General features: G+C 56.8%; 24 protein-coding genes. 9 read left to right on the forward strand and 15 right to left on the reverse strand.

The genetic code is table 11. The features are described 5' to 3' along the window. Nucleotides 1–3: 3 nt before the first annotated feature. The 3 genes from AC2LB6_RS13680 to lplT all read left to right on the forward strand — a co-directional run bounded on the left by AC2LB6_RS13680 (nucleotide 4) and on the right by lplT (nucleotide 4,820). Nucleotides 4–1,392 carry an efflux transporter outer membrane subunit gene (locus AC2LB6_RS13680; protein ID WP_490093927.1) on the forward strand — a complete coding sequence of 463 codons (1,389 nt, stop codon included), beginning with the start codon at nucleotides 4–6 and terminating at the stop codon, nucleotides 1,390–1,392. Between the two features lie 90 nt (nucleotides 1,393–1,482). Beyond that, on the forward strand, nucleotides 1,483–3,633 hold the full coding sequence (aas, locus tag AC2LB6_RS13685) for a bifunctional acyl-ACP--phospholipid O-acyltransferase/long-chain-fatty-acid--ACP ligase (protein ID WP_490093928.1): 2,151 nt from the start codon (nucleotides 1,483–1,485) through the stop codon (nucleotides 3,631–3,633). Continuing rightward, nucleotides 3,630–4,820 (forward strand): lysophospholipid transporter LplT, encoded by a 1,191-nt coding sequence (gene lplT / locus AC2LB6_RS13690; protein ID WP_490093929.1) that lies wholly within the window; start codon nucleotides 3,630–3,632, stop codon nucleotides 4,818–4,820. Before aas ends, lplT begins: the two co-directional genes overlap by 4 nt. Before the next feature lie 50 nt (nucleotides 4,821–4,870). On the opposite strand, the gene ridA is transcribed toward lplT, so the two are convergent. The 4 genes from ridA to argF all read right to left on the reverse strand — a co-directional run bounded on the left by ridA (nucleotide 4,871) and on the right by argF (nucleotide 7,972). Further along, complete coding sequence (gene ridA, locus AC2LB6_RS13695) at nucleotides 4,871–5,257, reverse strand: 2-iminobutanoate/2-iminopropanoate deaminase (RefSeq protein ID WP_490094005.1); 387 nt, start codon at nucleotides 5,255–5,257, stop codon at nucleotides 4,871–4,873. 72 nt (nucleotides 5,258–5,329) lie between these two features. After that, nucleotides 5,330–5,794 (reverse strand): aspartate carbamoyltransferase regulatory subunit, encoded by a 465-nt coding sequence (gene pyrI / locus AC2LB6_RS13700; protein WP_490093930.1) that lies wholly within the window; start codon nucleotides 5,792–5,794, stop codon nucleotides 5,330–5,332. Nucleotides 5,795–5,805: 11 nt separating this feature from the next. Next, nucleotides 5,806–6,741, reverse strand: a complete 936-nt coding sequence (gene pyrB, locus AC2LB6_RS13705) for an aspartate carbamoyltransferase (RefSeq protein ID WP_136197997.1) — start codon at nucleotides 6,739–6,741, stop codon at nucleotides 5,806–5,808. A gap of 223 nt (nucleotides 6,742–6,964) precedes the next feature. Then, the gene (argF, locus tag AC2LB6_RS13710; protein WP_490093931.1) at nucleotides 6,965–7,972 is read right to left on the reverse strand and encodes an ornithine carbamoyltransferase; all 1,008 of its coding nucleotides are present in this window, start codon (nucleotides 7,970–7,972) and stop codon (nucleotides 6,965–6,967) included. A gap of 160 nt (nucleotides 7,973–8,132) precedes the next feature. Here argF and rraB point away from each other — a divergent pair, with 160 nt between their 5' ends. Beyond that, nucleotides 8,133–8,558: a ribonuclease E inhibitor RraB gene (gene rraB, locus AC2LB6_RS13715; RefSeq protein WP_490093932.1), complete on the forward strand. Its 426-nt coding sequence runs from the start codon at nucleotides 8,133–8,135 to the stop codon at nucleotides 8,556–8,558. A gap of 57 nt (nucleotides 8,559–8,615) precedes the next feature. Continuing rightward, entirely contained in the window at nucleotides 8,616–9,377 is a 762-nt protein-coding gene (miaE, locus tag AC2LB6_RS13720) for a tRNA isopentenyl-2-thiomethyl-A-37 hydroxylase MiaE (protein ID WP_490093933.1), read from the forward strand. A 35-nt stretch (nucleotides 9,378–9,412) separates the two neighbouring features. Here miaE and AC2LB6_RS13725 read toward each other — a convergent pair whose 3' ends face one another. From AC2LB6_RS13725 to pepA, 4 genes are all read right to left on the reverse strand, one after another. Beyond that, complete coding sequence (locus AC2LB6_RS13725; protein ID WP_490093934.1) at nucleotides 9,413–9,925, reverse strand: GNAT family N-acetyltransferase; 513 nt, start codon at nucleotides 9,923–9,925, stop codon at nucleotides 9,413–9,415. A 76-nt stretch (nucleotides 9,926–10,001) separates the two neighbouring features. Further along, nucleotides 10,002–12,857: a valine--tRNA ligase gene (locus AC2LB6_RS13730; RefSeq protein ID WP_490093935.1), complete on the reverse strand. Its 2,856-nt coding sequence runs from the start codon at nucleotides 12,855–12,857 to the stop codon at nucleotides 10,002–10,004. Between the two features lie 5 nt (nucleotides 12,858–12,862). After that, nucleotides 12,863–13,321, reverse strand: a complete 459-nt coding sequence (locus AC2LB6_RS13735; RefSeq protein WP_490093936.1) for a DNA polymerase III subunit chi — start codon at nucleotides 13,319–13,321, stop codon at nucleotides 12,863–12,865. 65 nt (nucleotides 13,322–13,386) lie between these two features. Then, a complete protein-coding gene (gene pepA / locus AC2LB6_RS13740; RefSeq protein ID WP_010251654.1) occupies nucleotides 13,387–14,898 on the reverse strand; it encodes a leucyl aminopeptidase in 1,512 nt (503 codons plus the stop codon). A gap of 268 nt (nucleotides 14,899–15,166) precedes the next feature. Between pepA and lptF the strand changes: the two genes are divergently transcribed. Together lptF and lptG are read left to right on the forward strand one after the other, a co-directional pair. Next, a complete protein-coding gene (lptF, locus tag AC2LB6_RS13745; RefSeq protein WP_090963998.1) occupies nucleotides 15,167–16,267 on the forward strand; it encodes an LPS export ABC transporter permease LptF in 1,101 nt (366 codons plus the stop codon). Continuing rightward, entirely contained in the window at nucleotides 16,267–17,343 is a 1,077-nt protein-coding gene (gene lptG, locus AC2LB6_RS13750; protein WP_490093937.1) for an LPS export ABC transporter permease LptG, read from the forward strand. Before lptF ends, lptG begins: the two co-directional genes overlap by 1 nt. Nucleotides 17,344–17,438: 95 nt before the next feature. On the opposite strand, the gene AC2LB6_RS13755 is transcribed toward lptG, so the two are convergent. The 6 genes from AC2LB6_RS13755 to AC2LB6_RS13780 all read right to left on the reverse strand — a co-directional run bounded on the left by AC2LB6_RS13755 (nucleotide 17,439) and on the right by AC2LB6_RS13780 (nucleotide 23,569). Continuing rightward, nucleotides 17,439–18,548 (reverse strand): M20 family metallopeptidase, encoded by a 1,110-nt coding sequence (locus AC2LB6_RS13755; protein ID WP_490094006.1) that lies wholly within the window; start codon nucleotides 18,546–18,548, stop codon nucleotides 17,439–17,441. Continuing rightward, complete coding sequence (locus AC2LB6_RS13760; RefSeq protein ID WP_083070297.1) at nucleotides 18,548–19,303, reverse strand: glutamine amidotransferase; 756 nt, start codon at nucleotides 19,301–19,303, stop codon at nucleotides 18,548–18,550. The genes AC2LB6_RS13755 and AC2LB6_RS13760 overlap by 1 nt, the downstream gene beginning before the upstream one ends. 12 nt (nucleotides 19,304–19,315) lie before the next feature. Next, nucleotides 19,316–20,395, reverse strand: a complete 1,080-nt coding sequence (locus tag AC2LB6_RS13765; RefSeq protein WP_473795152.1) for a phosphotriesterase family protein — start codon at nucleotides 20,393–20,395, stop codon at nucleotides 19,316–19,318. A gap of 3 nt (nucleotides 20,396–20,398) precedes the next feature. Then, entirely contained in the window at nucleotides 20,399–21,400 is a 1,002-nt protein-coding gene (locus tag AC2LB6_RS13770; protein WP_490093938.1) for an ABC transporter permease, read from the reverse strand. A gap of 22 nt (nucleotides 21,401–21,422) precedes the next feature. Continuing rightward, nucleotides 21,423–22,169: an ATP-binding cassette domain-containing protein gene (locus AC2LB6_RS13775; protein WP_490094007.1), complete on the reverse strand. Its 747-nt coding sequence runs from the start codon at nucleotides 22,167–22,169 to the stop codon at nucleotides 21,423–21,425. A 377-nt stretch (nucleotides 22,170–22,546) separates the two neighbouring features. Then, a complete protein-coding gene (locus AC2LB6_RS13780; protein WP_083070291.1) occupies nucleotides 22,547–23,569 on the reverse strand; it encodes a LacI family DNA-binding transcriptional regulator in 1,023 nt (340 codons plus the stop codon). A 324-nt stretch (nucleotides 23,570–23,893) separates the two neighbouring features. Between AC2LB6_RS13780 and AC2LB6_RS13785 the strand changes: the two genes are divergently transcribed. After that, nucleotides 23,894–24,844 (forward strand): ABC transporter substrate-binding protein, encoded by a 951-nt coding sequence (locus AC2LB6_RS13785; RefSeq protein ID WP_163658389.1) that lies wholly within the window; start codon nucleotides 23,894–23,896, stop codon nucleotides 24,842–24,844. Here the strand turns inward: AC2LB6_RS13785 and AC2LB6_RS13790 are convergent. Beyond that, on the reverse strand, nucleotides 24,837–25,718 hold the full coding sequence (locus AC2LB6_RS13790; RefSeq protein ID WP_083070287.1) for a PfkB family carbohydrate kinase: 882 nt from the start codon (nucleotides 25,716–25,718) through the stop codon (nucleotides 24,837–24,839). The two genes, AC2LB6_RS13785 and AC2LB6_RS13790, sit on opposite strands and share 8 nt — an antisense overlap. Nucleotides 25,719–25,747: 29 nt before the next feature. Between AC2LB6_RS13790 and AC2LB6_RS13795 the strand changes: the two genes are divergently transcribed. Further along, complete coding sequence (locus AC2LB6_RS13795; protein WP_083070284.1) at nucleotides 25,748–26,593, forward strand: BtpA/SgcQ family protein; 846 nt, start codon at nucleotides 25,748–25,750, stop codon at nucleotides 26,591–26,593. The last annotated feature ends 76 nt before the right edge of the window (nucleotides 26,594–26,669 follow it).

Raw genomic sequence — 26,669 nt, forward strand, 5'->3', positions numbered from 1 at the left:
ACCATGAAACCTCTCATCCCGTTTGTTGTGATGCTGCTGCTGGGCGGCTGTAGCGTCGGTCCTGACTATCAGCGCCCGGCGGTGGCGATGCCGGTTCACTATAAAGAGGCCCGAGGCTGGCAGCAGGCGACGCCGCTGGATGCGCAAAGCAAAGGCCAATGGTGGTCGGTTTATCATGACGCCACCCTGAGCGACCTGCTGAGCCAGGTGAGTATCTCGAACCAGAACGTGGTGAATTATGCCGCGCAGTACCGGCAGGCGCAGGCACTGGCGGCTGAGTCCCGCGCGGCGCTGTTTCCCTCGCTGGACTATGACGGCAGCGTAACCCGCAGCGGCAGCCATGCCACTGATAGCAGCGTTCGCACCACCAGCAGCAGCCATCAGGCGGAGCTGAGTGCCAGCTGGGAGCTGGATTTGTGGGGCAAACTGCGGCGCACGCTGGAGGAGAACCGCGCCAGCGCCTCGGCCAGCGCGGCGGAACTGGCCAACATCACCCTGAGCGCCCAGTCTGAGCTGGCGCAGGACTATTTCCAGCTGCGCATCATGGATCAGAAAATCGCGCTCTATCAGCAGAGCGTTGATGCTTATCAGCGCTACCTGAAAGTGATTAATAGCCAGTATCAGGCGGGCACCGCGTCGCGTGCCACGCTGGCCCAGGCGCAGCTTCAGCTGGAGAGCGCCAGCGCCTCGGCGCAGGATTATCAGTGGCAGCGTGCGCAGATGGAGCACGCTATTGCGCTGCTGGTCGGCAAGGCACCCGCCGACTTCAGCCTGACCGCCGCGCCGCTGACGGCCTCGCTGCCCGCGATTCCAGCGGGTCTGCCGGGCGAGCTGTTGCAGCGCCGTCCCGATATCGCTTATGCCGAACGCAACATGGCCGCCGCCAATGCCGCCGTGGGTGTGGCGGTGGCCGGTTACTATCCCGACCTGACCCTGAGCGCCAGCGGTGGCGTCAGCGCTTCCGTGCTGCATTCGCTGTTCTCGCTGCCGAACCGCGTCTGGTCGCTGGGGCCGGAGCTGAGCGGCACGCTGCTCGATGCGGGCGCGACCGCAGCACAGGTCGATCAGGCGCGGGCGAGCTGGGAGGCCAGCGTCGCCACCTATCGTCAGACGGTGCTGACCGCGATGCAGGAGGTGGAGGATAAGCTGGTGGAGCTGAACACACTGCAGGGCGAAATCGCCGCGCAGCAGCGCGCCACTGACGCGGCGCAGACTTCGGCGCGGGTGACGCGTCTGCAGTATGAGTCGGGCATGATTGACTACCTGGATGTGGCGACGACAGAGAACAGCAGCCTGAGTGCGCAGCAGAGTTTGCTGACGCTGCAGAGCACGCAGTGGGTCAGCAGCGTGGCGCTGATTGCCGCACTCGGCGGAGGCTGGCAGGCCCCCTGAGGCAGCGTCAGGATGCCGATAATTCGGTTGTCGAACCGCGTCAAATCCTGCATCGTGAGGGGCTAATTTTCACGATGCTAAGGAACCGGCATGGCTTTCAAACTATTACGCCTGATGTTTCGCCTGTTATGGCGGGTCGAACTGCGGGGCGACGTCGCCGAACTGCATAAGCAGAAGGTATTGATCACACCGAACCATATGTCGTTTCTGGACGGCATGCTGCTGGCGCTATTTTTGCCCATCAAACCGGTGTTTGCCGTCTACTCGACCATCAGCGAAAGCTGGTTTATGCGTCTGGCGAAACCCTTTATCGACTTTGTGCCGCTGGATCCGACCCGGCCTATGGCGCTGAAGCAGCTGGTCAGGCTGATTGATACAGGCCGTCCGGTGGTGATCTTCCCGGAAGGACGAATTACCATCACTGGCTCGCTGATGAAAATCTACAGCGGGGCGGGCTTTGTCGCGGCGCGTTCAGGCGCTAACGTAGTGCCAATGCGCATTGAAGGTGCTGAATACACGCCGTTTGGTCGTCTGGCGGGCGTGTTTAAACGCCGTCTGTTCCCGCGCATCACACTGACCGTTCTGCCCGCCACTCGCATTCCGATGCCGGAGGCGAAACGGGCGCGCGATCGGCGCGTGCTGGCCGGTGAGCATCTGCATCATGTGATGATGGAAGCGCGGATGGCGGTGCGTCCGCGTGAAACCCTGTTTGAGGCATTTCTGGCGGCACGTAATCGTTATGGCGCGTTTAAGCGCTGCATCGAAGATGTGAATTTCAAACCCGACAGTTACAACGGACTGCTGAAGAAGTCGCTGGGCGTGGGCCGTATTCTGGAGCGCTACAGCCAGCCGCGTGAAGTGGTGGGGCTGTTGCTGCCCAATACTACCGTGACGGCGGCGGCGATTTTCGGGGCTACCCTGCGAGGACGCGTTCCGGCAATGCTCAACTACAGCGCGGGCGTTAACGGCATGCGGGCAGCACTGACCGCCGCGCAGATCAAAACCGTCTTCACGTCGCGGCAGTTCCTGGACAAAGGCAACCTATGGCATCTGCCGCAGGGGCTGGATGATGTGCAGTGGATCTACCTGGAAGACCTCAAAGATACCGTCACTGGCAAAGACAAGCTGTGGATCCTCGCCCATCTGCTGATGCCGCATCGCGCCCAACTGCCTCAACAGCCAGAAGACGCCGCGATGGTGCTGTTTACCTCTGGCTCTGAAGGTAATCCTAAAGGCGTGGTGCATTCACATAAAAGTCTGCTGGCGAACGTTGAGCAGATCCGCACCATCGCCGACTTCACGCCGCGCGACCGCTTTATGTCGGCGCTGCCACTGTTCCATGCGTTTGGTTTAACCGTCGGGCTGTTCACGCCACTGATGACCGGCGCTCAGGTCTTCCTCTATCCCAGCCCGCTGCACTATCGCATCGTGCCGGAGCTGGTCTATGACCGTAACTGCACCGTGCTGTTTGGCACCTCAACCTTCCTGGGTAATTACGCGCGCTTTGCCGCGCCGTATGATTTTGCCCGCCTGCGCTATGTGGTCGCCGGTGCGGAGAAGTTGCAGGAGAACACCCGTCAGCTCTACATCGAGAAGTATGGTATTCGCATCCTCGAAGGCTACGGCGTAACCGAGTGCGCGCCAGTCGTGGCGATTAACGTGCCGATGGCGGCGAAGACGCACACCGTGGGACGCATTCTGCCGGGCATGGATTCACGACTGATGTCGGTGCCGGGCATCGAGCAGGGAGGACGGCTGCAGCTGCGCGGGCCCAACGTGATGAAGGGCTATCTGCGCGTCGAGAATCCAGGCGTGCTGGAAGCGCCGGTCGCCGACGATGGCGAAGGCAATCTGGAAGCGGGCTGGTATGACACCGGTGATATCGTCAGCTTTGATGAAGGCGGTTTCTGCCAGATTCAGGGGCGTGCCAAACGCTTTGCGAAGATCGCGGGTGAGATGGTGTCGCTGGAGATCGTCGAGCAAATCGCCCTCAAAGCGTCGCCGGACAAACAACACGCCGCTTCACTGCGCCCGGATGGTCAGCGCGGTGAAGCGCTGGTGCTGTTCACCACCGATGCTGAGCTGGCGCGCGACAGGCTGCAGAAAGCGGCCCGCGAGCTGGGTGCGCCAGAGTTGGCATTGCCGCGTGATATCCGCGTGATGAAGCAACTACCGCAGCTGGGCAGCGGTAAACCCGATTACGTCACGCTGAAAAAAATGGCGGAAGAGGAGCAGGCATGAGTCTTGATCGTAATGCGCCGCTGATGTCGCGCGGTATGATAGCCGTGATTATCGCCCAGTTCTTTTCGGCCTTTGGCGATAACGCGCTGCTGTTTGCCACGCTGGCGGTGCTGAAAAGTCAGTTCTATCCCGAGTGGAGCCAGCCGGTATTACAAATGCTGTTTGTTGCGGCCTATATTCTGCTGGCGCCGTTTGTCGGCCAGGTGGCGGACAGCATGGCGAAAGGACGGGTGATGATGCTCGCCAACAGCCTGAAGCTGCTGGGCGCGCTGGTGATCTGCTTCGGCTTCAATCCCTTCCTCGGCTATACCCTGGTGGGCGCGGGTGCAGCGGCTTACTCTCCGGCCAAATATGGCATCCTCGGTGAGATCACCCACGGCGAGAAGCTGGTGAAAGCCAACGGGCTGATGGAGGCATCGACCATCGCCGCCATTTTGCTTGGCTCGGTGGCGGGCGGGATGCTGGCTGACTGGCATATTCTGGCGGCGCTGGGGATTTGTGCGCTGACCTATGGTATCGCCGTGGTCGCGAACCTGTTTATCCCGAAACTGCAGGCGGCACGGCCTGGACAGAGCTGGCAGTTTGGCGTGATGACGCGCAGCTTTTTCAGTGCCGCCACGCTGCTGTGGCGTGATGCAGAGACGCGCTTCTCGCTGCTCGGCACCAGTCTGTTCTGGGGCGCAGGTGTGACGCTGCGTTTCCTGCTGGTACTCTGGGTGCCGGTGGCGCTGGGCATCAATGACAACACGACACCAACGACGCTGAATGCCATGGTGGCGATCGGCATCGTAATTGGCGCGGCAGCGGCGGCGAAGCTGGTGACGCTGCAGACCGTGCGTCGCTGTATGCCAGCTGGCGTGCTGATTGGCATCATGGTGGTAGTCTTCGCGCTGCAGCATTCCCTGATGAATGCTTATCTGGTGCTGATGCTGATTGGTGCGCTGGGCGGTTTCTTTGTGGTGCCGCTGAATGCGCTGTTGCAGGCGCGGGGCAAAGAGAGTGTCGGTTCAGGTAACGCAATTGCGGTACAGAACCTGGGTGAGAACAGCGCGATGCTGATCATGCTGGGGCTTTATACGCTGGCGATCAAGGCGGGCGCACCTGCGGTAGCGACGGGCGTCGGATTTGGCGTGCTGTTTGCGCTGGCGATTACGGTGCTGTGGCTGTGGCGACCGGCTAAGCGGTAAGTGACTCGCCGCCTCTCTCCAGTTTACAGGGGGAGAGGCGGCGTACACTCTTAGCGACGGATGGCAATCGCTTCGATTTCAATTTTCACGTCTTTCGGCAGACGCGCCACTTCAACACAGGAACGCGCCGGGAAGTTAGCCTCATGCTCGGTGAAAAACGCCTCATAAGTCGCGTTGACCGTGGCGAAATCATTTAAGTCCTTCACGAACACCGTGGTCTTCACGATGTCGCTGACCTTCAGACCCGCTGCTTCAACAATCGCCTTCACGTTTTCAAGTGACTGACGCGCCTGTGCGGCAACGTCATCCGCCACCTGGCCAGTCGCCGGATCGACCGGGATCTGACCTGAGGTGATGATCATGCTGCCCAGATCGACACCCTGAACATAGGGGCCGATAGCGGCAGGGGCTTTTGCAGTACTGATTTCACGAGACATCATTGCTCCTTTGATTATGTCGTCAGGCGGCGATGCCGCCGGTGCTGCCCATTATAGGGTCGGGCAGGGCGATTACCAGTGACCCAGCACCACATGCCGGGCGAACTCTTTCTCGCAATATTTGCACTTCAGATGCACATCGTCGGCGCGTTGCTTCACGGCAAAGCTGGAGAAGACCGGCTCGCTCCGGCTGATGCAGTTGCTGTTAGGGCAGGTCAGCACCCGTTCAACGTGATCCGGCAGCGTCGGAGCGATCTTCGCCACCACTTCATAGTCGTCGATACGGTTAACCGTGGCATGGGGCGCATAGACAGCCAGCTGATTCACCTGATCGTCAGTGAGGAAGGTGTTCTCAATCTTGATCAAATCTTTGCGACCCATCTCGCCCGAGGGCAGATTCAGACCGATGGTAATGCGCTGATCGGTTTCGGTCAGCCGGAACAGAGAGAGTAATTTAAAGCCGATCTGCGCCGGAATATGGTCGATGACCGTGCCGCGTCTGATCGCTTCGACCTGTAGTTTGTTGTCCTGCGTCATGGGGGTTCTCCTTACAGGGCGAGTTCGCTGTTTAAAACCAGTGCCAGCAGAGCCTGGCGTGCATAGATGCCGTTACCCGCCTGCTGGAAATACCAGGCGTAAGGGGTGTGATCGACATCGGTGGTGATCTCGTCGATGCGCGGCAGCGGATGCAGCACCTTCATGTTGTCGCGCGCCGTACTGAGATCGGCGGCGCGCAGAATGAACTGCGCTTTGACGTTGGCATATTCGGACGGATCGAGCCGCTCTTTCTGCACCCGCGTCATGTAGAGAATATCGAGCTGCGGCATCACCTCTTCAAAGCTGTCGTGACGTGACCAGGCGATGTTCTTCTCATCCAGCATGTCGGTGATATAGGCTGGCATCGCCAGCGCATCGGGTGCGATAAAGAAGAAACGGTTGCCATCAAACTTTGCCAGCGCCTGCGTCAGAGAGTGCACCGTGCGGCCATACTTGAGGTCGCCGACCATCGCCACATTCAGCTGACCAAGACGGCCCTGCGTCTCCTGAATGGTGAAGAGATCGAGCAGCGTCTGGGTCGGATGCTGGTTCGCGCCGTCACCGGCGTTGAGAATCGGGATGCCGCCGGAGAACTCGGTCGCCAGCCGCGCCGCGCCTTCCTGCGGGTGACGCATCACGATTGCATCAACGTAGGTACTGATCACTGAAATGGTGTCGGCCAGGGTTTCGCCTTTCTTGCCCAGCGAGGTATTACTGCCGTCAGCAAAGCCGACTGCTGACGCGCCGAGGCGGTGGATCGCCGTTTCAAACGACAGGCGGGTTCGTGTCGAGGCCTCAAAGAAGCAGCTGGCGATAACCTTGTGCTTCAGCAGTTCCGGCTGCGGATGGGCTTTCAGCCTGGCGGCGGTGTCCAGCGCCAGTTCCAGCTCTTCACGACTGAGGTCGTTGATTGAAATAATGTGCTTGCGATATAGCGGGTTAGGCATAGCTCTCTCCTCTGCGCGGCCGGATTGCGGACAAAAAAAAGCCCCTGCTTAAGGGGCTTTTTTATGATCGGGTCGATGACCGAAAGAAACAGCAGCACCGCCTGCGGTCAGGCGTGGTTGAGCGTCAAATTGTCCGCTGAGCTGTAGCATATTTCCTCCGGCAAATTGGGCCGCATTATACCCGTTCGCGGTTGAGCAGCAAGAGGAAAACGTTTGCGGTGCCTCAGCTCTGCCCCAGCGTGGCCACCATCACCGCTTTAATGGTGTGCATCCGGTTCTCGGCCTGGTCGAACACGATGCTGTGTGGTGATTCAAACACCTCGTTGCTCACTTCCATGCCGTTGGGCAGATCGTACTGCTCGGCCATCTGCTGGCCCAGCGTGGTCTGGTCGTCGTGGAAAGCGGGCAGGCAGTGCAGGAATTTAACCTGCGGGTTGCCGGTCAGATCGAGCATCGCGCGGTTAACCTGATAGTCACGCAGCAGGGCGATACGCTCGGCCCAGACTTCTTTGGCTTCGCCCATCGACACCCAGACATCGGTGTAGATAAAGTCAGCGCCTTTCACGCCCTCGGCAATATTTTCGGTGAGGGTGACTTTACCGCCGGTCTGCTGTGCGGCTGCGCGGCACTGCGCCACCAGCTCTTCCTCTGGCCAGCAGCTCTTCGGTGCCACCAGACGCAGATCCAGCCCCACTTGTGCGGCGGCTTCCAGCATGGTGTTACCCATGTTGTTCCGCGCATCACCCACATAAACCAGCGTCATCTCGCGGAGCTTTTTGCCCGGCAGATGCTCCTGCATGGTCAGCAGGTCGGCCAGCAGTTGAGTCGGATGAAACTCGGTGGTCAGGCCGTTCCACACCGGCACACCGGCGTGTTCTGCCAGCGTCTCCACCAGTTCCTGACCGTAACCGCGATACTGAATGCCATCGTACATCCGGCCCAGTACCCGCGCGGTGTCGCGCATCGACTCTTTATGGCCGATCTGGCTGCCACTCGGGCCAAGATAAGTGACGTTCGCACCCTGATCGTAAGCGGCAACTTCGAAAGAGCATCGGGTACGGGTCGAGTCTTTTTCGAAGATGAGCGCGATGTTTTTACCTTTCAGATGCTGCACTTCCTGGGCGTTTTTTTTCGCCTGTTTCAATTCAGCGGAAAGGGCAAGCAGATGATCAATTTCGGCGGGAGTAAAATCCAGAAGCCTGAGGAAATGGCGCTGATACAGCTGACTCATACAACACTCCGGTAATCATTAAAGTGAATTAAAATTCAATCTAACCGTATGAATATGCATTTTCAAGTGTGGGGCTAATAAACTTTTCGTTTTGTGTAGTGGCGCGACGGGCAGTATGGGAAAATAATTGATTATTGCCGAACTCAGAGAGGACATCGTCATGGCATATGAAGCATTACTGGAAGAGCAGCAGGAAGAGACGCGGCAGATTATTGAAGAGCTGCTGGAGGATGGCAGCGATCCTGATGCGCTCTACACCATCGAACACCATCTCTCATGCAATAATTTTGATTCGCTGGAAAAAGCCGCTGTTGACGCCTTCAAGCTGGGTTATGAAGTGACCGAGCCGGAAGAGCTGGAACTGGAAGATGGCACCACCGTCATGTGTGTCGACATCATCAGCGAATCTGCGCTGAAGCCTGAGCTGATCGATGTGCAGGTTGAGCAGCTGGTGAACCTGATTGGCAAGTACAACGTCGATTACGACGGCTGGGGAACCTATTTCGAAGATCCCGATGCTGAAGATGAAGATGAAGAAGACGCCATCGACGGTGATGACGAAGATGATAACGGCATTCGCCACTAAGTTGCGCTGGGCGGAGGATGCTCCGCCTCTCTTCTTTTCCAGCCTCGTTTTGACATCATGAACTACGCACCCTTACTCGAACCGATCTACCAGTTTCTGCACTGCCGCACGCCACAGGCCTGGATTGATGAGGCGCGCAAACCGGAAAATCTGACCCTGCTGTTAACCGACCATCTGGTGTGCGAGCTTAAGGCCGCGCAGACCGCGGTGTGGCTGATCCGTAAATATGTCGCCGACAAACCCAGCGGCGACGCCATTCTGGCGTGGCTGAAACCCTATGAAGATTTTATCTTCCGCGAAGATGGCGACAGTGACTTTATCAACGCCCATAAGAACCTGACGAAACACATCATCGTGCGCAATGCGCTACCGTGGGCGGATGAGCTGGTGGAGAAGATGGTGCTGCTGATTAAAGAGGAACTGCATCACTTCTATCAGGTATGGGAAATTATGCAGTCGCGCGGGTTGGTTTATCAGAAGATCACCGCCAGCCGTTATGCCAAATCGCTGCTGCGTGAAGTCACCACCCATGAGCCGGAAACGCTGGTAGATAAGCTGATATGCGGCGCCTATATCGAGGCGCGCTCCTGCGAACGTTTCGCCAGTCTGGCACCCTGGCTTGATGACGAACTGGCGAAGTTCTATCTGTCGCTGCTGCGTTCAGAGGCGCGCCATTATCAGGACTATTTGATGCTGGCAGCGCAGATTGCCGGTAAAGATATCGCGCCACGGGTACAGGCGATTGGAGTGACAGAAGGGCGGTTAATCAGCGAACCCGACAACGAGTTACGCTTTCACAGTGGTGTACCGGCGTTCTGAACCGGCAACATCAACGGCGCTGGCAGCCCCCTGTATCAGAGTAATTTCAGCATACGCACTTCGCAGTCGACATGGCCTGTGCAGCCCATCGCGCTGTCGATATGCTCAAAGCCCAGTGACTCATAAAGTTTAATGGCCCGCGTCAGGCTGGCTGTGGTTTCCAGATAGCAGCGACGGAAGCCGTGGCTGCGTGCATGTTCCATCGCCCGCAGCGCCAGTTCGCGTGCCAGACCCTGACCGCGCACCTCTGGCAGAAAGTACATCTTTTGCAGTTCGCAGATATCGGGCGCGCTGCAGGCGAGCGGCGCAACACCGCCGCCACCGACCACCTTACCCTGATACTCAACAATCCAGTAGGCGCTCTGTTCGGCGCTATAGAGCTCAAACAGCTGGTCGAGCTGCGGATCGGAAACGGTATAGCCTTTGTCAGCCGTCAGGCCGAACTCCGCAGAAACGTCGCGGATCACCTGGGCGATATGCGGATTATCGGCGGCAGTAATTGGCCGCACCTGGAGGTCAATACGCGGGGTGGCGCTGGTCGTCATCATCTCTTCCGGATTTGTACGAGGTCAATAAAAAAGCCGGGCAAGCCCGGCTTTATGGATAAGCTGTCAGCTAAGACGCTTACAATGCCGCAATGACCGCCTGCTGTTCAATCAGTTTTGCTTTTGATTGTTGCAGGTCTGCCACGCGTTCGCGCTCTTTCGCGACGACCGCTTCCGGCGCACGCGAAACAAAGCCTTCGTTCGCCAGTTTGGTCTCAATCTTCTCGATCTCGACATCCAGCTTAACCAGCTCTTTCGCCAGACGCTCCAGCTCGGCAGTTTTATCCACCAGATCCGCCATTGGGATCAGCAGCTCTGCGCCTTCAACCAGTTTGGTTACCGACACCGGGCCTTTCTCTCCCGCAGGCAGAATGGTCAGGCTTTCCAGACGCGCCAGGCGCGACAGGAAGTTGCGGTTAGCTTCAACGCGACGTAGTGCCGCAGGCGAGCAGTCACGCAGCAGCACATCCAGCGGCTTGCTCAGGGCAATGTTCATCTCGGCACGGATATTACGCACCGCGACAATTGCCTGTTTCATCCACTCAACATCCGCTTTCGCTTCGGCATCTTCTTTCGCCGCATCATAGTGCGGGAAAGGCTGCAGCATGATGGTGTCGTCGCTGATATTTTTCAGTCCCTTCACGCGCTGCCAGATGGTCTCAGTGATAAACGGAATGATGGGGTGCGCCAGACGCAGCAGCGCTTCCAGCACGTGAACCAGCGTATGACGGGTGCCACGCAGTTCAGATTCACTGCCGCTGTTCATGACCGGCTTGGTCAGCTCCAGATACCAGTCGCAGAACTGGTTCCAGGTGAAGTCATACAGCAGGTTAGCCGCGATATCGAAACGGTAGCTATCCAGCGCTTCACGGTACGCTTTAACCGTATTATTGAACTCGGTCAGGATCCAGCGATCCGCCAGCGACAGCGTCATTTCACCGCCGTTCTGTCCGCAATCCTGGTCTTCGGTGTTCATCAGCACAAAGCGGCTGGCGTTCCACAGCTTGTTACAGAAGTTGCGGTACCCTTCCAGGCGCTTCATGTCCCAGTTGATGTCGCGACCGGTTGAGGCCAGCGCCGCCAGGGTAAAACGCAGTGCATCGGTGCCTGATGGCTCGATGCCGTCCGGGAACTGCTTCTCGGTACGTTTGCGGATCTTCTCAGCCAGCTGTGGCTGCATCATGTTGCCGGTGCGTTTCTCCAGCAGTGCTTCCAGCGAAATGCCGTCGACCATATCCAGCGGGTCAATCACGTTGCCCTTGGATTTCGACATCTTCTGACCTTCTTCATCGCGGATCAGACCGGTCATGTAGACGGTTTTAAACGGCACCTGCGGTTTGCCGTTTTCATCTTTGATGAAGTGCATGGTCAGCATGATCATGCGGGCAATCCAGAAGAAGATGATGTCGAAGCCGCTGACCAGCACGCTGGTCGGATGGAAGGTACGCAGCGCTTCGGTGTTTTCCGGCCAGCCCAGGGTGGAGAAGGTCCACAGACCTGAGGAGAACCAGGTATCCAGCACATCATCATCCTGACGCAGTGCCACATCGGCGGCCAGGTTATTCTCGGCGCGAACTTCATCTTCGGTACGGCCAACGTAGACGTTACCGTTGTCGTCATACCACGCCGGGATGCGGTGACCCCACCAGAGCTGACGGGAAATACACCAGTCCTGAATATCGCGCATCCAGGAGAAGTACATGTTTTCGTACTGCTTTGGCACAAACTGGATGTCGCCGTTCTCAACGGCTTCAACCGCGACTTTCGCCAGCGGCGCGGTACGTACATACCACTGGTCGGTCAGCATCGGCTCGATAACCACGCCGCCACGGTCGCCGTAAGGTACGGTCAGGTCGTGAGGTTTGATCTCTTCAAGCAGGCCCAGCTCATCGACAGCGGCAACAATCGCTTTACGCGCGGCAAAACGTTCCATGTTCTGGAAAGCGGCCGGGATCTCATCGGAACAGGCATCGCTGGCTTCGCCGTTGGTGTCATACACCTGAGCACGGTCGCGGATATCACCGTCGAAGGTCAGGATGTTGATCATCGGCAGCTTATGACGACGGCCGACTTCGTAGTCGTTGAAGTCATGCGCCGGGGTGATCTTGACGCAGCCGGTGCCTTTTTCCATGTCAGCGTGTTCGTCGCCAACGACAGGAATCAGACGGCCAACCAGCGGTAGCATCACAAATTTGCCGATCAGATCTTTATAGCGTGGATCTTCCGGGTTAACTGCCACGCCGGTATCGCCCAGCAGAGTTTCCGGGCGGGTGGTGGCAACGACCAGATAATCTTTACCGTCGGCGGTTTTTGCGCCGTCAGCCAGCGGATAGCGGATATGCCACATTGAGCCTTTGCTCTCGCGGTTTTCCACTTCCAGATCGGAGATCGCCGTGCGCAGCTTAGGATCCCAGTTTACCAGGCGCTTGCCACGGTAGATCAGGTTCTCTTTGTAGAGGCGAACGAACACTTCTTTAACGGCGTTGGAAAGGCCATCGTCCATGGTGAAGCGCTCGCGCTCCCAGTCGACGGAGTTGCCCAGACGGCGCATCTGGCGGGTGATGGTGCCGCCGGATTCTGCTTTCCACTGCCAGATTTTCTCGATGAACGCATCACGGCCATAGTCCTGGCGCGTCTTGCCTTCTTCAGCCGCAATTTTGCGCTCAACCACCATCTGCGTGGCGATGCCCGCGTGGTCAGTACCGGCCTGCCACAGGGTATTTTTCCCCTGCATGCGCTGGTAACGAATCATGGTGTCCATGATGGTTTGCTGGAAGGCGTGACCCATGTGCAAGCTACCGGTGACGTTCGGCGGCGGGATCATGATGCAAAAGCTTTCCTGGCTGGTATCGCCATTCGGTTTGAAGTAGCCCTGCTTTTCCCAATGCTCGTAAAGCGGCTGCTCGATATCTTGCGGGTTATATGTCTTTTCCATTTCTGCTATGTCGTTTGCGGCTGTGGTGGCGCTGCCGTATTCAATTGGAATCCAACGCTGCGATACGCTTTGTAGCGATCGCGCGCCAGTTGTTTGAGCGTGTCTTCGTAAGGAACGAAGTCTATCACTTCATGGAAAGCAGTAGCAAAATCTGCGAAGTGGGGCAGCAGGCTAATCAGCAGGTCGCGCTGTGAACTGCCGCGACGCTGTGGCCAGGCCAGCTCGACCGGCGCACCGTAGCGCGGGCCTTCACCCGCCAGGTTGTGCGGCACGAAGGCATTTGCCGGTCGTTGCCACAGCGCTTCGTCGAGACGAATGGCTTGCTGCTCATCTTCGCAGGCGATCAACACCCGCTTTCCGGCCCGCCAGCGTGTTTCCGCCAGATTGCACACCAGCGCTTCAACGGCACTAAGGCCATCGCTCGGGGCATCGGTTTCCAGCACGTAGAAGGTTGCGTTTTTCATCGGTTAGCTCATCAGAAGATCAAGGGTGGAATCAGATCCACCCTTGCTGTCAGAAAAGAGGGCGCTTAGTCGTCGCCGTTCAATCCTGCCCGATTCAACAGAAACTGCGACAGCATCGGCACCGGACGTCCGGTGGCGCCTTTGGCCTTGCCGGAGCGCCAGGCGGTACCGGCGATATCCAGGTGTGCCCAGTTATATTTGCGGGCAAAGCGTGCCAGGAAGCAGGCAGCGGTAATTGCGCCGCCAGGACGGCCACCAATGTTCGCCATATCGGCAAAGTTGGATTCCAGCTGCTCCTGGAACTCATCCGCCATCGGCAGACGCCAGGCGCGATCGCCTGACTGCTCGGAGGCACTGATCAGCTCATGCGCCAGCGGGTTGTGGTTCGACAGCAGGCCGCTGATGTGATGGCCCAGCGCAATCACGCAGGCTCCGGTCAGCGTCGCCACGTCAATCACCACTTCCGGGTCAAAACGTTCGACGTAAGTCAGCGCATCGCACAGCACCAGACGGCCTTCAGCGTCGGTGTTCAGCACTTCAACCGTCTGGCCAGACATGGTGGTGAGCACGTCGCCCGGACGCATTGAACGGCCGTCCGGCATGTTTTCACAGCCCGCCAGCACGCCAACCACGTTCAGCGGCAGGTTCAGCTCGGCCACCATACGCATCACGCCATAGACGGCAGCCGCGCCACACATGTCATACTTCATTTCGTCCATGCTGTCGGCAGGCTTGATGGAGATGCCGCCGGAGTCAAAGGTCAGCCCTTTACCCACCAGCACAATCGGCCGCGCTTCAGCGTCGGGATTGCCTTTGTATTCAATCACCGACATCAGCGATTCGTTCTGCGAACCCGCACCGACAGCAAGATAGGCGTTCATGCCCAGCTCTTTCATCTGCTGTTCGCCGATGACGCGGGTGGTAACATTTTTGCTGAAGGCATCGGCCAGCTGGCGCGCCTGTGACGCCAGGTAGGCGGCATTACAGATATTTGGCGGCATGTTGCCGAGATCTTTAGCCGCTTTCATACCGGCAGCGACCGCTAATCCATGCTGGATCGCGCGTTCGCCGCTGGTCAGTTCACGGCGGGTCGGTACGTTAAAGACCAGCTTGCGTAAGGGGCGACGTGGCTCTGCTTTGTTGCTTTTCAGCTGGTCAAAGTTGTAGAGCGCCTCTTTTGACGTCTCCACGGCCTGACGCACTTTCCAGTAGGTATTGCGGCCTTTAACATGCAGCTCAGTCAGGAAGCAGACCGCTTCCATTGAGCCAGTGTCGTTCAGCGTATTAATGGTTTTCTGAATGACCTGTTTGTACTGGCGTTCATCCAGCTCACGCTCTTTACCGCAGCCAATCAGCAGAATACGCTCGGACAGGATATTTGGCACATGGTGCAGCAGCAGTGTCTGGCCCACTTTTCCTTCGAGCTCGCCGCGGCGCAGCAGGGCGCTGATATAGCCGTCGCTGATTTTATCCAGCTGCTCGGCAATCGGTGACAGACGACGCGGTTCGAAAACGCCAACGACAATGCAGGCACTGCGCTGTTTTTCCGGGCTTCCGCTTTTTACACTGAACTCCATGCACTCTCCTGAATCTTAAAGACAACGGCCGCTGCTGCCGCTAGAATGTAGCGCGCTCATGACCCATTTATTCATCGTCGCAGCATGACATTCTGCCGCTGGAGGTCATAATGAATCAGGGTGACAAGATGTTGTTTTTTCACCACCCGGACGCGTTTTTCATACAAATTTAGCTACGGCGACGGCCATTGATGAAGAAAAATGGCTGATAAGCGTTGAAACTAGCGATTTTCCTGCAAAAAGACAAGTTTTCACAGGCGTACTAAGCGTGATCATCATTAGATATCTGGTTCGGGAAACACTCAAAAGCCAGCTGGCTATCCTGTTTATCCTGCTACTCATCTTCTTTTGTCAGAAGTTAGTCAGGATCCTGGGTGCTGCGGTGGATGGCGAAGTGCCGACAAACCTCGTTCTGACCTTGTTAGGACTCGGTGTGCCTCAAATGGCACAACTTATACTGCCCTTAAGTCTGTTTCTGGCGATTCTGATGACGCTGGGGCGTCTCTACACGGAAAGTGAAATTACCGTGATGCACGCCTGCGGCCTGAGTAAGGCCGTCCTGGTTAAAGCGGCGATGGTACTGATGCTGTTTACCTCGATAGTGGCGGCTGTGAACGTCATCTGGCTGGGGCCGTGGTCATCCCGCTATCAGGATGAAGTGACGCAGAACGCTAAAGCGAACCCGGGTGCTGCAGCTATGGCCGCCGGACAGTTCCAGACCTCCAGCGACGGCAGTGCCGTGCTGTTTGTCGAGGATGTGAAGGGTAACAACTTTGGTAACGTCTTCCTGGCGCAGTTAAGGCCAAAAGGTAACGCGCGTCCTTCGGTGGTGCTGGCTGACAGCGGTCACATGGAGCAGCATAAAGATGGCTCGCAAGTGGTGACGCTGGATAAAGGCACCCGCTTTGAGGGCACGGCGCTGCTGCGTGATTTCCGCATCACTGACTTCACCAATTATCAGGCCATTGTGGGCTATAAAGCGGCAACGCTCGATCCTAACGATGCCGAACAGGCGAGCCTGACTGACCTGTTCGCGAATAAGACACCTGATTTCCAGGCCGAGTTGCACTGGCGTCTGACGCTGGTGTTCGCGGTACTGGTGATGGCGCTGATGGTGGTGCCGCTCAGTGTGGTGAACCCACGTCAGGGTCGCGTGCTGTCGATGCTGCCTGCCATGCTGCTCTATCTGATCTTCTTCCTGTTGCAGAGCTCACTGAAGTCGAGTGGGGCAAAAGGGCGGCTCGATCCGGCGCTCTGGATGTGGGTGGTGAATATCAGCTATCTGGTGCTGGCGGTGCTCCTTAACCTGTGGGATACGGTGCCGATGCGTCGGATTCGCGCCCGCTTTACCCGCGGAGGGTCGGTCTGATGTTTCGCGTACTTGACCGCTATATCGGTAAAACCATCTTCAATACCATCATGCTGACGCTGTTCATGCTGGTGTCGCTTTCCGGCATCATCAAGTTCGTCGATCAGCTGCGTAAAACCGGTCAGGGCAGCTATAGCGCACTGAGTGCCGGTTATTACACCCTTTTAAGCGTGCCCAAAGATATTGAGATTTTCTTCCCGATGGCGGCCCTGCTGGGCGCGCTGCTGGGACTGGGCGCGCTGGCGCAGCGCAGTGAACTGGTGGTGATGCAGGCGGCAGGCTTTACCCGCATGCAGGTTGCGCTGTCCGTGATGAAAACCGCGATTCCGCTGGTGCTGCTGACCATGGCGATTGGTGAGTTTGTTGCGCCGTCAGGCGAGCAGATGGCGCGTAACTACCGGGCGCAGCAACTTTACGGCGGCGCACTGGTCTCGACGCAGAATGGTCTGTGGGCGAAAGATGGCAATAGCTTTATCTTTATCGAGCGCATTAAAGGCGACAACGAAATTGATGGCGTCAGCATCTATAGCTTTAACGATCAGCGTCGTCTGCAGAGCGTACGTTATGCGGCAACGGCGACCTGGGATGCGGCTAAAAAGCGCTGGATACTGTCACAGGTCGATGAATCGAACCTGACCGATCCTAAGCAGATTACCGGCTCACAGAGTCTGAGTGGCGAATGGAAAACCAATCTGACGCCGGACAAGCTGGGTGTGGTCGCGCTGGATCCGGACGCATTATCGATTCGCGGTCTGCATAGCTACAGTAAATATCTGAAGCAGAGTGGTCAGGAAGCGGGACGTTATCAGCTGAATATGTGGAGCAAGATTTTCCAGCCGCTGTCTGTCGCGGTGATGATGCTGATGGCGCTGTCGTTTATCTTTGGTCCGCTGCGCAGCGTGTCGATGGGTGTGCGTGTGGTGACTGGTATCAGCTTTGGCTTCCTGTTTTACGTGCTGGACCAGATTTTCGGTCCGCTGAGTCTGGTTTACGGGCTGCCACCGATTCTTGGGGCGATCCTGCCGAGCTTTGCGTTCTTCGCTATCAGTCTGTTTATGTTGATTAAGCGGCGTTGACAATCACAGCGAAAAGGCCGCCTTCCAGGGCGGCCTTTTTCGTGGCAGGCACTGTGTGACAGTCTATTCGTCCAGCAGTCTGATGCATCCCTCCATTACCTCATCCAGTCATTGATCAATGCACCATACAGCGTCTCTGCTTCCGCTAACCGGCTCAGCAGGCAGTATTCATCGGTCTGATGTGCCATTGACGGTTCACCTGGGCCGAGGATAATGCAGGGCGGCATGCCCAGCGCGGGCAACAGCAATGATGCATCGGTGAAGTAGGGCACAATGCGCGGTGTCAGTGGGGCGTCATGAAGCGGCTGGCAGTGCTGATAAACGGATTGAACCCAGGCCTGATTGTCTTCGCTCAGCACCGCAGGCAGGTCCACCAGAGTGCTCACCGTCACGCTATCTCCCAGTAAGGTTGTCAGTTGCTGACGAATGGTGGCGTGCTGCAGATTGGGTGCGCTACGGATATCCACGTCAAACTGTGTACGATCGGGCACAGAATTAATGTTCAGGCCGCCTGCAATGCGTCCGACGTTAATCGTGGGCTGTTTCATTAGCGGATGCGGCGCGCCAGGTGAGAAATGCTGAATTTTGCCCAGTGCGTCAGCCGCCAGATAAATGGCATTAATACCCAGTTCCGGCATTGCGCCGTGCGCTGTTTTGCCACGGGTTTCACAGCGTAGCCATAGCGCACCTTTGTGGCCGATTACCGGATAGTTGCTGGTAGGCTCGCCGACGATTAATGCGCCCACCTCGGGCAGGTCAGTGGTATCAATCAGCGCCCGCGCGCCGTCGCAGCCCGTCTCTTCCCCGCCAGTGATCAACAGCACGACACCAGAACCTTGTTGGATCGCCTGCTGATGCGTCACGCAGGCGACGGCGAAGGCCGCTACAGCGGCCTTCATGTCACTCGATCCGCGCCCGTACAGCTTGTCACCCACGACTTCACCGAAAGGATCGTACTGCCAGTCAGCATTGCCAAGCGGTACGGTATCCAGATGGCCGGTAAAACCCAGCTGCGGTCCGGGCTGGCTGCCAGGCAAACGGGCAATCAGGTTCAGGCGATTTTCACCGAAGGGGGATAAGGTGACATCAAAGCCCTGTTCCGCCAGCCAGTCCGCCAAAAAGTGCATGCAGGCCGCTTCATTGCCTGGTGGATTAATGGTGTCAAAGCGCAGCAGCTGCTGCGCCAGCATCTGGCTCTGGTTCATCAGCCGCGCACCGTTAACCAGTCCAGGCAGTTGATCCACAGCTGGCGATAACCCTGCCACTGGGCAAATTCCTGCGGCAGCCAGTGTGCAGACATATCGCTGGTCCAGACCAGTGAGCGGCCCTGCTGATACTCGCGTACCGCCAGCAGCGGATGTTCAGTGCCATCAATGGTCGCCAGCAGTTTACCTTCTGGGTGCATTTCTACTTCGTTATAGCCCAGTAACCACGGCCATTCGTCTGGCATATCGGTGAACAGCGCGTGAGATTCGATCACGCTCGGATAAGAGCCTTCGGGGGTTTCGATACGATCATCCCAGGCAAGGCAGCGCACCGGCAGCACTTTCTCAACTGCCGTGTTGCGATAGCGCGCGCCACCATTGATGCCCTGAAAACTAAAGTAGCCGCCGATCATCATCAGCGCGCCGCCCGCGGCCACATAATCGTGAATCAGCGTCAGCCGATTTGCTGTACGCTGGCTCTTCAGCCAGGTATCCGGATGTAGCAGCAACGTATTGGCACCGATGTCGGACAAAATGATGGCGTCCCACTGCTGAAGTCCATTGAGTGTTAAAGGAAACTCGGTGGCGGCGGCATGGGCGGGCATATAGGTGATGGCATAATTACTGTCGGCCAGCGCCGCCATAAAATCGGTCGCGCCATTGTGCCAGGTGGCGGTGGCAAACTGATCAAAGCCCTTAACGTGAACGGACGTGCTGGTCCAGGATTCCCCGACCAGTAAAATTTTCTTCTGCATTACGGTTCTCCCTTACCCACCAAAAACGCGCTGTGGGTTAGTAATCAGTAAGGTTTCAAGTTGTTCGCCGCTTAAGCCGTGGCGTTTCAGGCGCGGGACAAAATGTTTAAGAATATAGCCATAGCCATGACCGCCGTAGCGGGTCAGCATGGTTTTCAGGAATACGTCCTGCGACAACAAAACCTGTTCAATAAAGCCGTCATCGATCAGCTCGCGAATAGCGCGGGCATTCTCTTCATCGGAAGGTGACTGCGCGGACTCATCGGCGTAGTAATAGCTCATGCCGATCATGTCGTATTCCAGAAAGGCTCCGCGCTGTGCCAGTTCGCGCTGGTAACGCTTATCGGCAAAGCTGGGGTTCATGTGGCACAGCACAACATGGCGCAGGTCAGCCCCTTCTTCCTGAAGGATATCCAGCACCCGATGGCCCAATCGCTCCCAACCTGGCAGATGTACCTCAATGGGCACGCTTGTCGCGGCACTGGCGCGGCCCGCCGCCCGCAGAGATTTCTCCTCATTGGCAGTAAAGCGGCTGGAAACGCCGATCTCGCCGATGAGACCTGCCAGTACGTCGGGTTTGTCTTCTCTGCCGCCCAGGTCATAAATCAGCTTGTCGGAAAGCGCTTCAATGCTGATCGTTTTCATCCATTCCGGATGTGACGGTTCCAGATACAGCCCGGTACTCATGATGATATTCAGCCCGGTCAGGCGCGCGATACGTTGGAGTGCTTTTGGATCGCGGCCAATGCCGATATTAGTGGGGTCCACCACCGTATCGCCGCCCAGTGCCCGAAACTTCATCAGCTCTTCAATCGCTAAATCCACATCAAAGAGCTGACAGTTATCGCGGCTGATAAGCGGATTGAGGGACAACTCGCCCAGGTTTTCAATGCTTACCGGCATCTCCGCCAGATGACGATCGCTACAGCAGCAGGGCGGTACCCATTTGCCGGAGGCATCCAGCAAAATGTGTTCGTGCATCAGCGTCACACCCATTTCACTCACTGGTAGCGGGCCCAGCACGGTCATCACATAGCCACTGGTGGTGCCCAGTGGCAGCGGATCGGGATGGCGAAAAATGGAATGTTTCATGCGCTATCCTTTCGCTACCGATCGCGTCGGGTTGAGAATGCGGGTGTTCAGCCAGATTGCCAGCAGAATAATCGTACCGGTGGCGATCTGCGTGTAAAACGGAGAGATATGCGACAAAATCAGGCCGTTCTGGATGATGGCAATAGATAGCGCGCCTAACAGCGTGCCAATAATGGTGCCGAAGCCACCGAACAGGCTGGTACTGCCCAGCACCACCGCGGCGATCACCTGCAACTCAAAGCCTTCGCCCTGGTTAGAGGAGCCACTGCCCAGACGGGCGGTGATGATCATGCCCGCCAGCGCTGCCGCCATGCCGCTGATGATGTAGACCTTCATAGTCACGGCTTTGGTGTTAATCCCGCTACGCCGTGCGCCTTCCGCATTCGCACCGATTGCTGTGACATAGCGACCAAAGCGCATATGGTTCAGCACGATATGGCCGACCACCAGCACCACGATGCCGATCAGTGCGGGCATGGGGATGCCCAGTACCCAGGCACGCCCCATAAAAGCGAACAGGCTGTCTGCAGGGATGGGAATGGAGTAGCCCTGCGTAATCAGCAGCGCCACACCTCGCACTACTGCCAGCGTAGCCAGCGTGACGATAAAGGCCGGAATACCTTCATAGGCGATAAAAAAGCCGTTAATGGCGCCTACCAGCGCGCCCAGCAGTAAGCCGCCCAGTAACACCACCGGCCAGGGCAGTCCCCAGTTATTCAGGGCGATAGCGGACAGGGCGCCGACCAGCGCCAGCGTCGATCCCACGGAAAGATCGATTCCGCCCGTTGTAATCACCAACGTCATCGCCGTGGCGACGATCAGCAGCGGCGCACTCTGACGAATAATATTCAGCCAGTTAGCGCTGCTGAGAAAGTTGCCGGTGATCAGAGAAAACACCACACAGCAAAACACGAAGAACAGCGCGATGCTGACCACGCCAGAGTGATTGTGCAGAAGGCGACGAGGCAACGAGTGCTGCGCCATACGGGAACTGCTCAGATTCATAATAGTCATCCTGTAACCTCGCTCAGTGCGCTGCGGCCGAGCGGGCGACAAATTTCTCACCCACGATCAAATTGACGATCTCGGTCAGGTCCGTGTCGGCCACCCGGCGCTCCGCCACGTTGGTGCCTTCATACATCACCATGATGCGATCGCAGACCAGGAACAGGTCCTGTAAGCGATGGGTGATCAGGATGACACTCACGCCTCGGGCCGACACCCGACGGATGAGTTCCAGCACAGCCTCCACTTCGGCAACGGCCAGCGCGGCGGTGGGTTCATCCATGATCAGCACTTTGGGATCAAAGGCGGCAGCGCGAGCAATCGCAATCGCCTGGCGCTGCCCGCCGGATAAATTGCGCACCAGCAACCGCGTGTCCGGTATAGAAATCCCCAGACCTTTCAGCATTTCTCGTGCGTCAGCATGCATTTTCTCTTCATCCAGAAACGGAATGCCGAGAATCGACTTCATCGGCTCACGTCCCATAAACAGATTGCCTGCCACATCGACGGTGTCGCACAGCGACAGGTCCTGATAAACCATCTCAATATGGCAGCGGCGTGAATCCGCCGGGTTACTGAAATGCTGATCCTCACCATCAATACGAATTGTGCCGCTGGTGGGCACGACGGCGCCTGACAGCACCTTGGTCAGTGTGGATTTACCCGCGCCGTTGTCGCCCACCAGACCCAGCACTTCACCCGAGGCCAGTCGCAGATTTACACCGCGCAGAGACTGTATCGCGCCGTAGGTCTTGGTAATATTCACCATCTCTACCCGTGTCAGGGCAGTTTGTGTTTGCTGCATGTGATCACTCCCATCACCGCTAACGGGACAGTTACTCTGCATGTAAAAAAGCGGTTACCCTGCACGGTTTACGCCCTTGTAAACCGGTTTACCTGCAGGATAAAACTTTTGTCGCTACATACAGAACAACACGCTACAACGATATTTGTTTGCCGGTTACGGTACTGCAGCATCCGTGCCAGCCTGTAAACAGGCCCTATGCTCGCGGTCTAACTCACTGTAAATAAAAACATTTAAATTTTTAATTTTAGTAAACCGGTTTACTTACTATAACCCTGCGAAATTAAAAAGCTCATTATTTGCGCCAGCGCTGTGCACTTTTGCGCCATTCTGGGACGTTGTTAACAAATTTGTATCGAATCGCGCGCCACCCATTCCACCGGCAGGCGAGTCTCGGCGGGAACGGCGAGATCGTCATTCAAAATGCGCAACATGATGTGAACCGCCGTGCGGCCCAGTTCCCGCGCGGGCTGGCGAATGGTCGAAATGCGGGGTTGAGTAAAGTCGGCATAAGTGGCGTCATCAAAGCCGACCAGCGACAGCGCCTCGGGGGCTTTCAGTCCGCGAGCACGCAGTCCATCCAGCAAACCCAGCACCAGATAATCACTGGCGGCAAAGACTGCGGTAGGGCGCGCGCGGCGGCTGAACAGTCGTTCAAGCGCCTGTTCACCAAACTCACGCTGATATTCACCGTACATTACCCATTCAGGCGGCACGTTCAGCCCAGCCTGCTTCATGGCGGTGCAAAAGCCCTGATAGCGCTCGCGCACGCTCATCAGTTCGTCTGGCCCGCCGACAAAGGCGATATGACGGTGACCCGCGGCGATCAGTTTTTCTGTGGCAATACGACCGCCCTGAACATTATCGGCAAACACTTTCGGCACCATGCTGCCAGGAATATCTTCGTCCAGTAACACGATGCGCTGGTGGCGGTTAATTTCTTTGCGCAACAGGCCGTTATCGGGATGGTTGGTGGTAAACAGCAGGCCATCCACCTGGCAGGTATCCAGCCAGCGAATAAACTGACTCTCTTTGCCAGGATGGTTACGGGTGATGCACAGCACCAGGCTGTAGCCATGGGCGGAGGCGGCTTCTTCAGCGGCATCCGCCAACTCGGCAAAGAAGGGATTGGTGATATCGGGCAGCACCAGCCCTAAGGTTTCGCTGCCGCCCTTGCTCAGGCGACGTGCCAGGCTGTTACCACGATAATCCAGTTGATGAATCGCCGCTTCAATACGGTCGATGGTCTCCTGCGGCAATATAATGCTTTGATTCATATAGCGGGATACGGTCGCTTTTGACAGCCCGGCCAGTGCTGCGACATCGGATAACAACACCCGTTTTTTACTCATATCACCTGCCATCTTGCCCGGAATCGGGTATCTGTAACATAGTTAGGCGCAGCGGACACCGTTTTTTCCATGGCCGCTGGCGATAAAATAATCCCTTGACAAAACCCCGCCGTAAGCAAATTGTAAAAGCAGTTTACCGCATTACCCGGGAGTCACTCCCAGACCGGCTTAACGCGTTTCAGGTGTTCACCATAATGGACAGTGAACCGAAGCGACGTTATTCAGGTTCAGGCTGAACAAGCCATTCATACGATATTTGCCCGCCAACAATAATCCCTCTGCATCCCGATGCGGAGATCGACTGGTTATCGCTCATTCCCGACGAGGAATTTTAAGATGATGGCATTTAACACCAGAAAACTGCGTGCTGTTGCGCTGGCAACCGGCTTACTGTCTGCGGGTTCTGCTTTTTCTTTGGCTCATGCAGCTCCTGTTTATGCGCTGGTTCAGATTAATCAGCAGGCCCTGTTTTTTAATCAGATGAACAAGGGCGCCCAGGAAGCGGCGAAAGCCAGCGGTAAGGACTTAGTGATCTTTAACGCCAACGATAATCCCGTGTCGCAAAACGATGCAATCGAAAATTATATTCAACAGGGCGTGAAGGGCATTATGGTGGATGCCATTGACGTCAATGGCATTATGCCCGCTATAAAAGAAGCGGCCGCCGCTAAAATACCGGTGATTGCGATTGATGCGGTATTACCTGCAGGCCCTCAGGCGGCTCAGGTGGGTGTGGATAATCTGGAGGGCGGCAAAATTATTGGTAAATATTTTGTCGATTATGTAGCGAAAAATATGGGTAGCAAAGCGCGACTGGGCATTGTGGGTGCACTGAATTCGGCCGTGCAGAATCAGCGTCAGAAAGGGTTTGAAGAAACCATTAAGAGCAATCCGGGCATCACCGTGGCGGATGTGGTTGATGGTCAGAATGTGCAGGATACCGCGATGACGGCGGCAGAAAACCTGATTACCGGTAACCCGGATTTAACCGCTATCTACGCGACCGGTGAACCGGCACTGCTGGGTGCGATTGCTGCCGTTGAAAACCAGGGGCGCCAGAAGGACATTAAAGTCTTTGGCTGGGATCTGACGTCAAAAGCGATTAGCGGCATTGATGGCGGTTATGTCACGGCCGTGCTGCAGCAGGATCCGAAAAAGATGGGTGAAGAGGCAGTAAAAGCCCTGAACACGCTTGCGTCGGGGAAAACCGTGTCAAAAACCATTCTGGTGCCTGCTACGGTGGTGACCAAAGCCAACGTGGATAGCTACCGCGTGATGTTTAAGTAATCGCTGACTCGCCGCCTGTATGAAGCAGCGCGGCGAGTTCCTCTGCGGTGGGGAAAGCCTGCAGTGTCCCATGACGGCTGACGGTCAGCGCAGCAGCCTGACTGGCATGAATAAGCGCTAGTGAATCAATTTCACCCCCACGCAGGATCGCGGAAGCCAGCATCACGGCAAGAAAGGTATCGCCTGCGCCAGTGGTATCTATGGCATTGGCAGATTGCGCCGGGCAAAACGTACGCTGGCCACCCTGGGTCAGCCAGGCACCCGCGCTGCCAAGTGTGGTTACCAACGTTTTCACTGCGCGGGGTTGCAATTGTTGCGCTTCGTGCTGATTCACCACGGCGATATCCACCAGCGGCCAGCATGAGGCAAAACCGACGTGTACGGGCGAGGGGTTAAATACGGTTTTCAGACCGTGTGATTTGGCCAGGCTAAACAGCGCGTGGGTTTTCCCGGGCGAGAAATTGCCCTGTTGCACCAGCAGATCGCCCGGACGCGCGCTGGCAAGATGGTGGTTAAGCGTATTGATATCCAGCGCATCTGCCGCCGTTGTACTGGTAATAATGGCGTTGTCGCCATCGGCGCTATGCAGAATAAGCGAGGTATCGCTCAACGCAGTAATGGGCTGCGCAGGCAGTAACGTCACGGGCTCGTTCATGAGCTGCTGACGGATCCATTTTCCATTGCTGTCATACCCGGTCGCGGCAATTAAATACGTTTCAATACCGCAACGGGATAAAAGTATCGCCTGATTCGCGCCTTTACCGCCGATATCCTGCGAACGTTTATAACCGTGAACAGAGGCGCCCTTAGCCGGAATATCTGTAACAGACCAGGTTTCATCGACAGTAATATTACCAGCCACATAAACACGCATAGTGTTTTCCTGAACAGGATAAAGAAGCGATGGTTGCTATATCAGCAGAAAAAATTGATGCAATACAAGCGATATTTTCCCGCCCTAAAGCGGTAATTGGCGTCATTCACTGTGACCCTTTTCCGGGTTCGCCAAAATATCGCGGCAAACCCGTCAGCGCGATAATTGATCGCGCATTACGCGATGCAGAAAACTATATTCTCGGCGGCGTTCACGGCCTGATTGTGGAAAATCATGGCGATATTCCTTTTTCAAAACCGGAGGATATTGGTCCGGAAACACCAGCGCTGATGGCCGTGATTACGGAAAAAGTGCGCGAACGTTTCGGCGTGCCGCTGGGTATTAATGTGCTGGCGAACGCCGCACTACCCGCTTTCGCTACCGCGCTGGCGGGTGGGGCAGATTTTATCCGCGTCAATCAATGGGCCAATGCTTATATTGCCAACGAAGGCTTTATTGAAGGGGCTGCCGCGAAAGCGCTGCGCTACCGTAGTCAGCTGCGCGCCGAACATATCAGGGTGTTCGCCGACAGCCACGTTAAACACGGCAGTCATGCGATAGTGGCCGATCGCTCCATTCAGGAACTGACCCGCGATGTCGATTTTTTCGAAGCGGATGCGGTTATCGCTACCGGGCAGCGTACCGGTGACAGCGCCACGCTGGACGAAATCGACGAGATTCGCGCCGCCACTACCTTACCGCTGCTGGTGGGTTCGGGCGTCACGCCCGCCAACGTCTGCCAGATTCTGGGCCGCACGCAGGCCGTTATTGTGGCCAGCGCGCTCAAAGTGGATGGCGTCTGGTGGAACGATGTGGATCGGGAGAGGGTGAAACATTTTATGGCCGTGGCGCAGGCTGCGCTGGATCAAGCGTAGCCACCGTTTATCACCTGGCGCAGACCACAAAAAAACCTGCTGGTGAGGCTTAATGCTTGTCAGTTAAGCTTTTAAG

The organism is Pantoea sp. RCC30.1 (genome assembly GCF_058148845.1).

What these genes read in the sequence shown, in the direction of transcription:
- AC2LB6_RS13765 (WP_473795152.1), bottom strand. Translation starts at nt 20,395, where the DNA reads ATGAAACATTCCATTTTTCGCCATCCCGATCCGCTGCCACTGGGCACC.
- AC2LB6_RS13725 (WP_490093934.1), bottom strand. Translation starts at nt 9,925, where the DNA reads ATGATGACGACCAGCGCCACCCCGCGTATTGACCTCCAGGTGCGGCCA.
- AC2LB6_RS13730 (WP_490093935.1), bottom strand. Translation starts at nt 12,857, where the DNA reads ATGGAAAAGACATATAACCCGCAAGATATCGAGCAGCCGCTTTACGAG.
- AC2LB6_RS13795 (WP_083070284.1), top strand. Translation starts at nt 25,748, where the DNA reads ATGGTTGCTATATCAGCAGAAAAAATTGATGCAATACAAGCGATATTT.
- pyrB (WP_136197997.1), bottom strand. Translation starts at nt 6,741, where the DNA reads ATGCCTAACCCGCTATATCGCAAGCACATTATTTCAATCAACGACCTC.
- pepA (WP_010251654.1), bottom strand. Translation starts at nt 14,898, where the DNA reads ATGGAGTTCAGTGTAAAAAGCGGAAGCCCGGAAAAACAGCGCAGTGCC.
- ridA (WP_490094005.1), bottom strand. Translation starts at nt 5,257, where the DNA reads ATGTCTCGTGAAATCAGTACTGCAAAAGCCCCTGCCGCTATCGGCCCC.
- argF (WP_490093931.1), bottom strand. Translation starts at nt 7,972, where the DNA reads ATGAGTCAGCTGTATCAGCGCCATTTCCTCAGGCTTCTGGATTTTACT.
- lptG (WP_490093937.1), top strand. Translation starts at nt 16,267, where the DNA reads ATGTTTCGCGTACTTGACCGCTATATCGGTAAAACCATCTTCAATACC.
- AC2LB6_RS13775 (WP_490094007.1), bottom strand. Translation starts at nt 22,169, where the DNA reads ATGGTGAATATTACCAAGACCTACGGCGCGATACAGTCTCTGCGCGGT.
- AC2LB6_RS13770 (WP_490093938.1), bottom strand. Translation starts at nt 21,400, where the DNA reads ATGAATCTGAGCAGTTCCCGTATGGCGCAGCACTCGTTGCCTCGTCGC.
- miaE (WP_490093933.1), top strand. Translation starts at nt 8,616, where the DNA reads ATGAACTACGCACCCTTACTCGAACCGATCTACCAGTTTCTGCACTGC.
- AC2LB6_RS13790 (WP_083070287.1), bottom strand. Translation starts at nt 25,718, where the DNA reads ATGCGTGTTTATGTGGCTGGTAATATTACTGTCGATGAAACCTGGTCT.
- rraB (WP_490093932.1), top strand. Translation starts at nt 8,133, where the DNA reads ATGGCATATGAAGCATTACTGGAAGAGCAGCAGGAAGAGACGCGGCAG.
- AC2LB6_RS13785 (WP_163658389.1), top strand. Translation starts at nt 23,894, where the DNA reads ATGATGGCATTTAACACCAGAAAACTGCGTGCTGTTGCGCTGGCAACC.
- AC2LB6_RS13760 (WP_083070297.1), bottom strand. Translation starts at nt 19,303, where the DNA reads ATGCAGAAGAAAATTTTACTGGTCGGGGAATCCTGGACCAGCACGTCC.
- aas (WP_490093928.1), top strand. Translation starts at nt 1,483, where the DNA reads ATGGCTTTCAAACTATTACGCCTGATGTTTCGCCTGTTATGGCGGGTC.
- pyrI (WP_490093930.1), bottom strand. Translation starts at nt 5,794, where the DNA reads ATGACGCAGGACAACAAACTACAGGTCGAAGCGATCAGACGCGGCACG.
- AC2LB6_RS13680 (WP_490093927.1), top strand. Translation starts at nt 4, where the DNA reads ATGAAACCTCTCATCCCGTTTGTTGTGATGCTGCTGCTGGGCGGCTGT.
- AC2LB6_RS13755 (WP_490094006.1), bottom strand. Translation starts at nt 18,548, where the DNA reads ATGAACCAGAGCCAGATGCTGGCGCAGCAGCTGCTGCGCTTTGACACC.
- AC2LB6_RS13735 (WP_490093936.1), bottom strand. Translation starts at nt 13,321, where the DNA reads ATGAAAAACGCAACCTTCTACGTGCTGGAAACCGATGCCCCGAGCGAT.
- AC2LB6_RS13780 (WP_083070291.1), bottom strand. Translation starts at nt 23,569, where the DNA reads ATGGCAGGTGATATGAGTAAAAAACGGGTGTTGTTATCCGATGTCGCA.
- lplT (WP_490093929.1), top strand. Translation starts at nt 3,630, where the DNA reads ATGAGTCTTGATCGTAATGCGCCGCTGATGTCGCGCGGTATGATAGCC.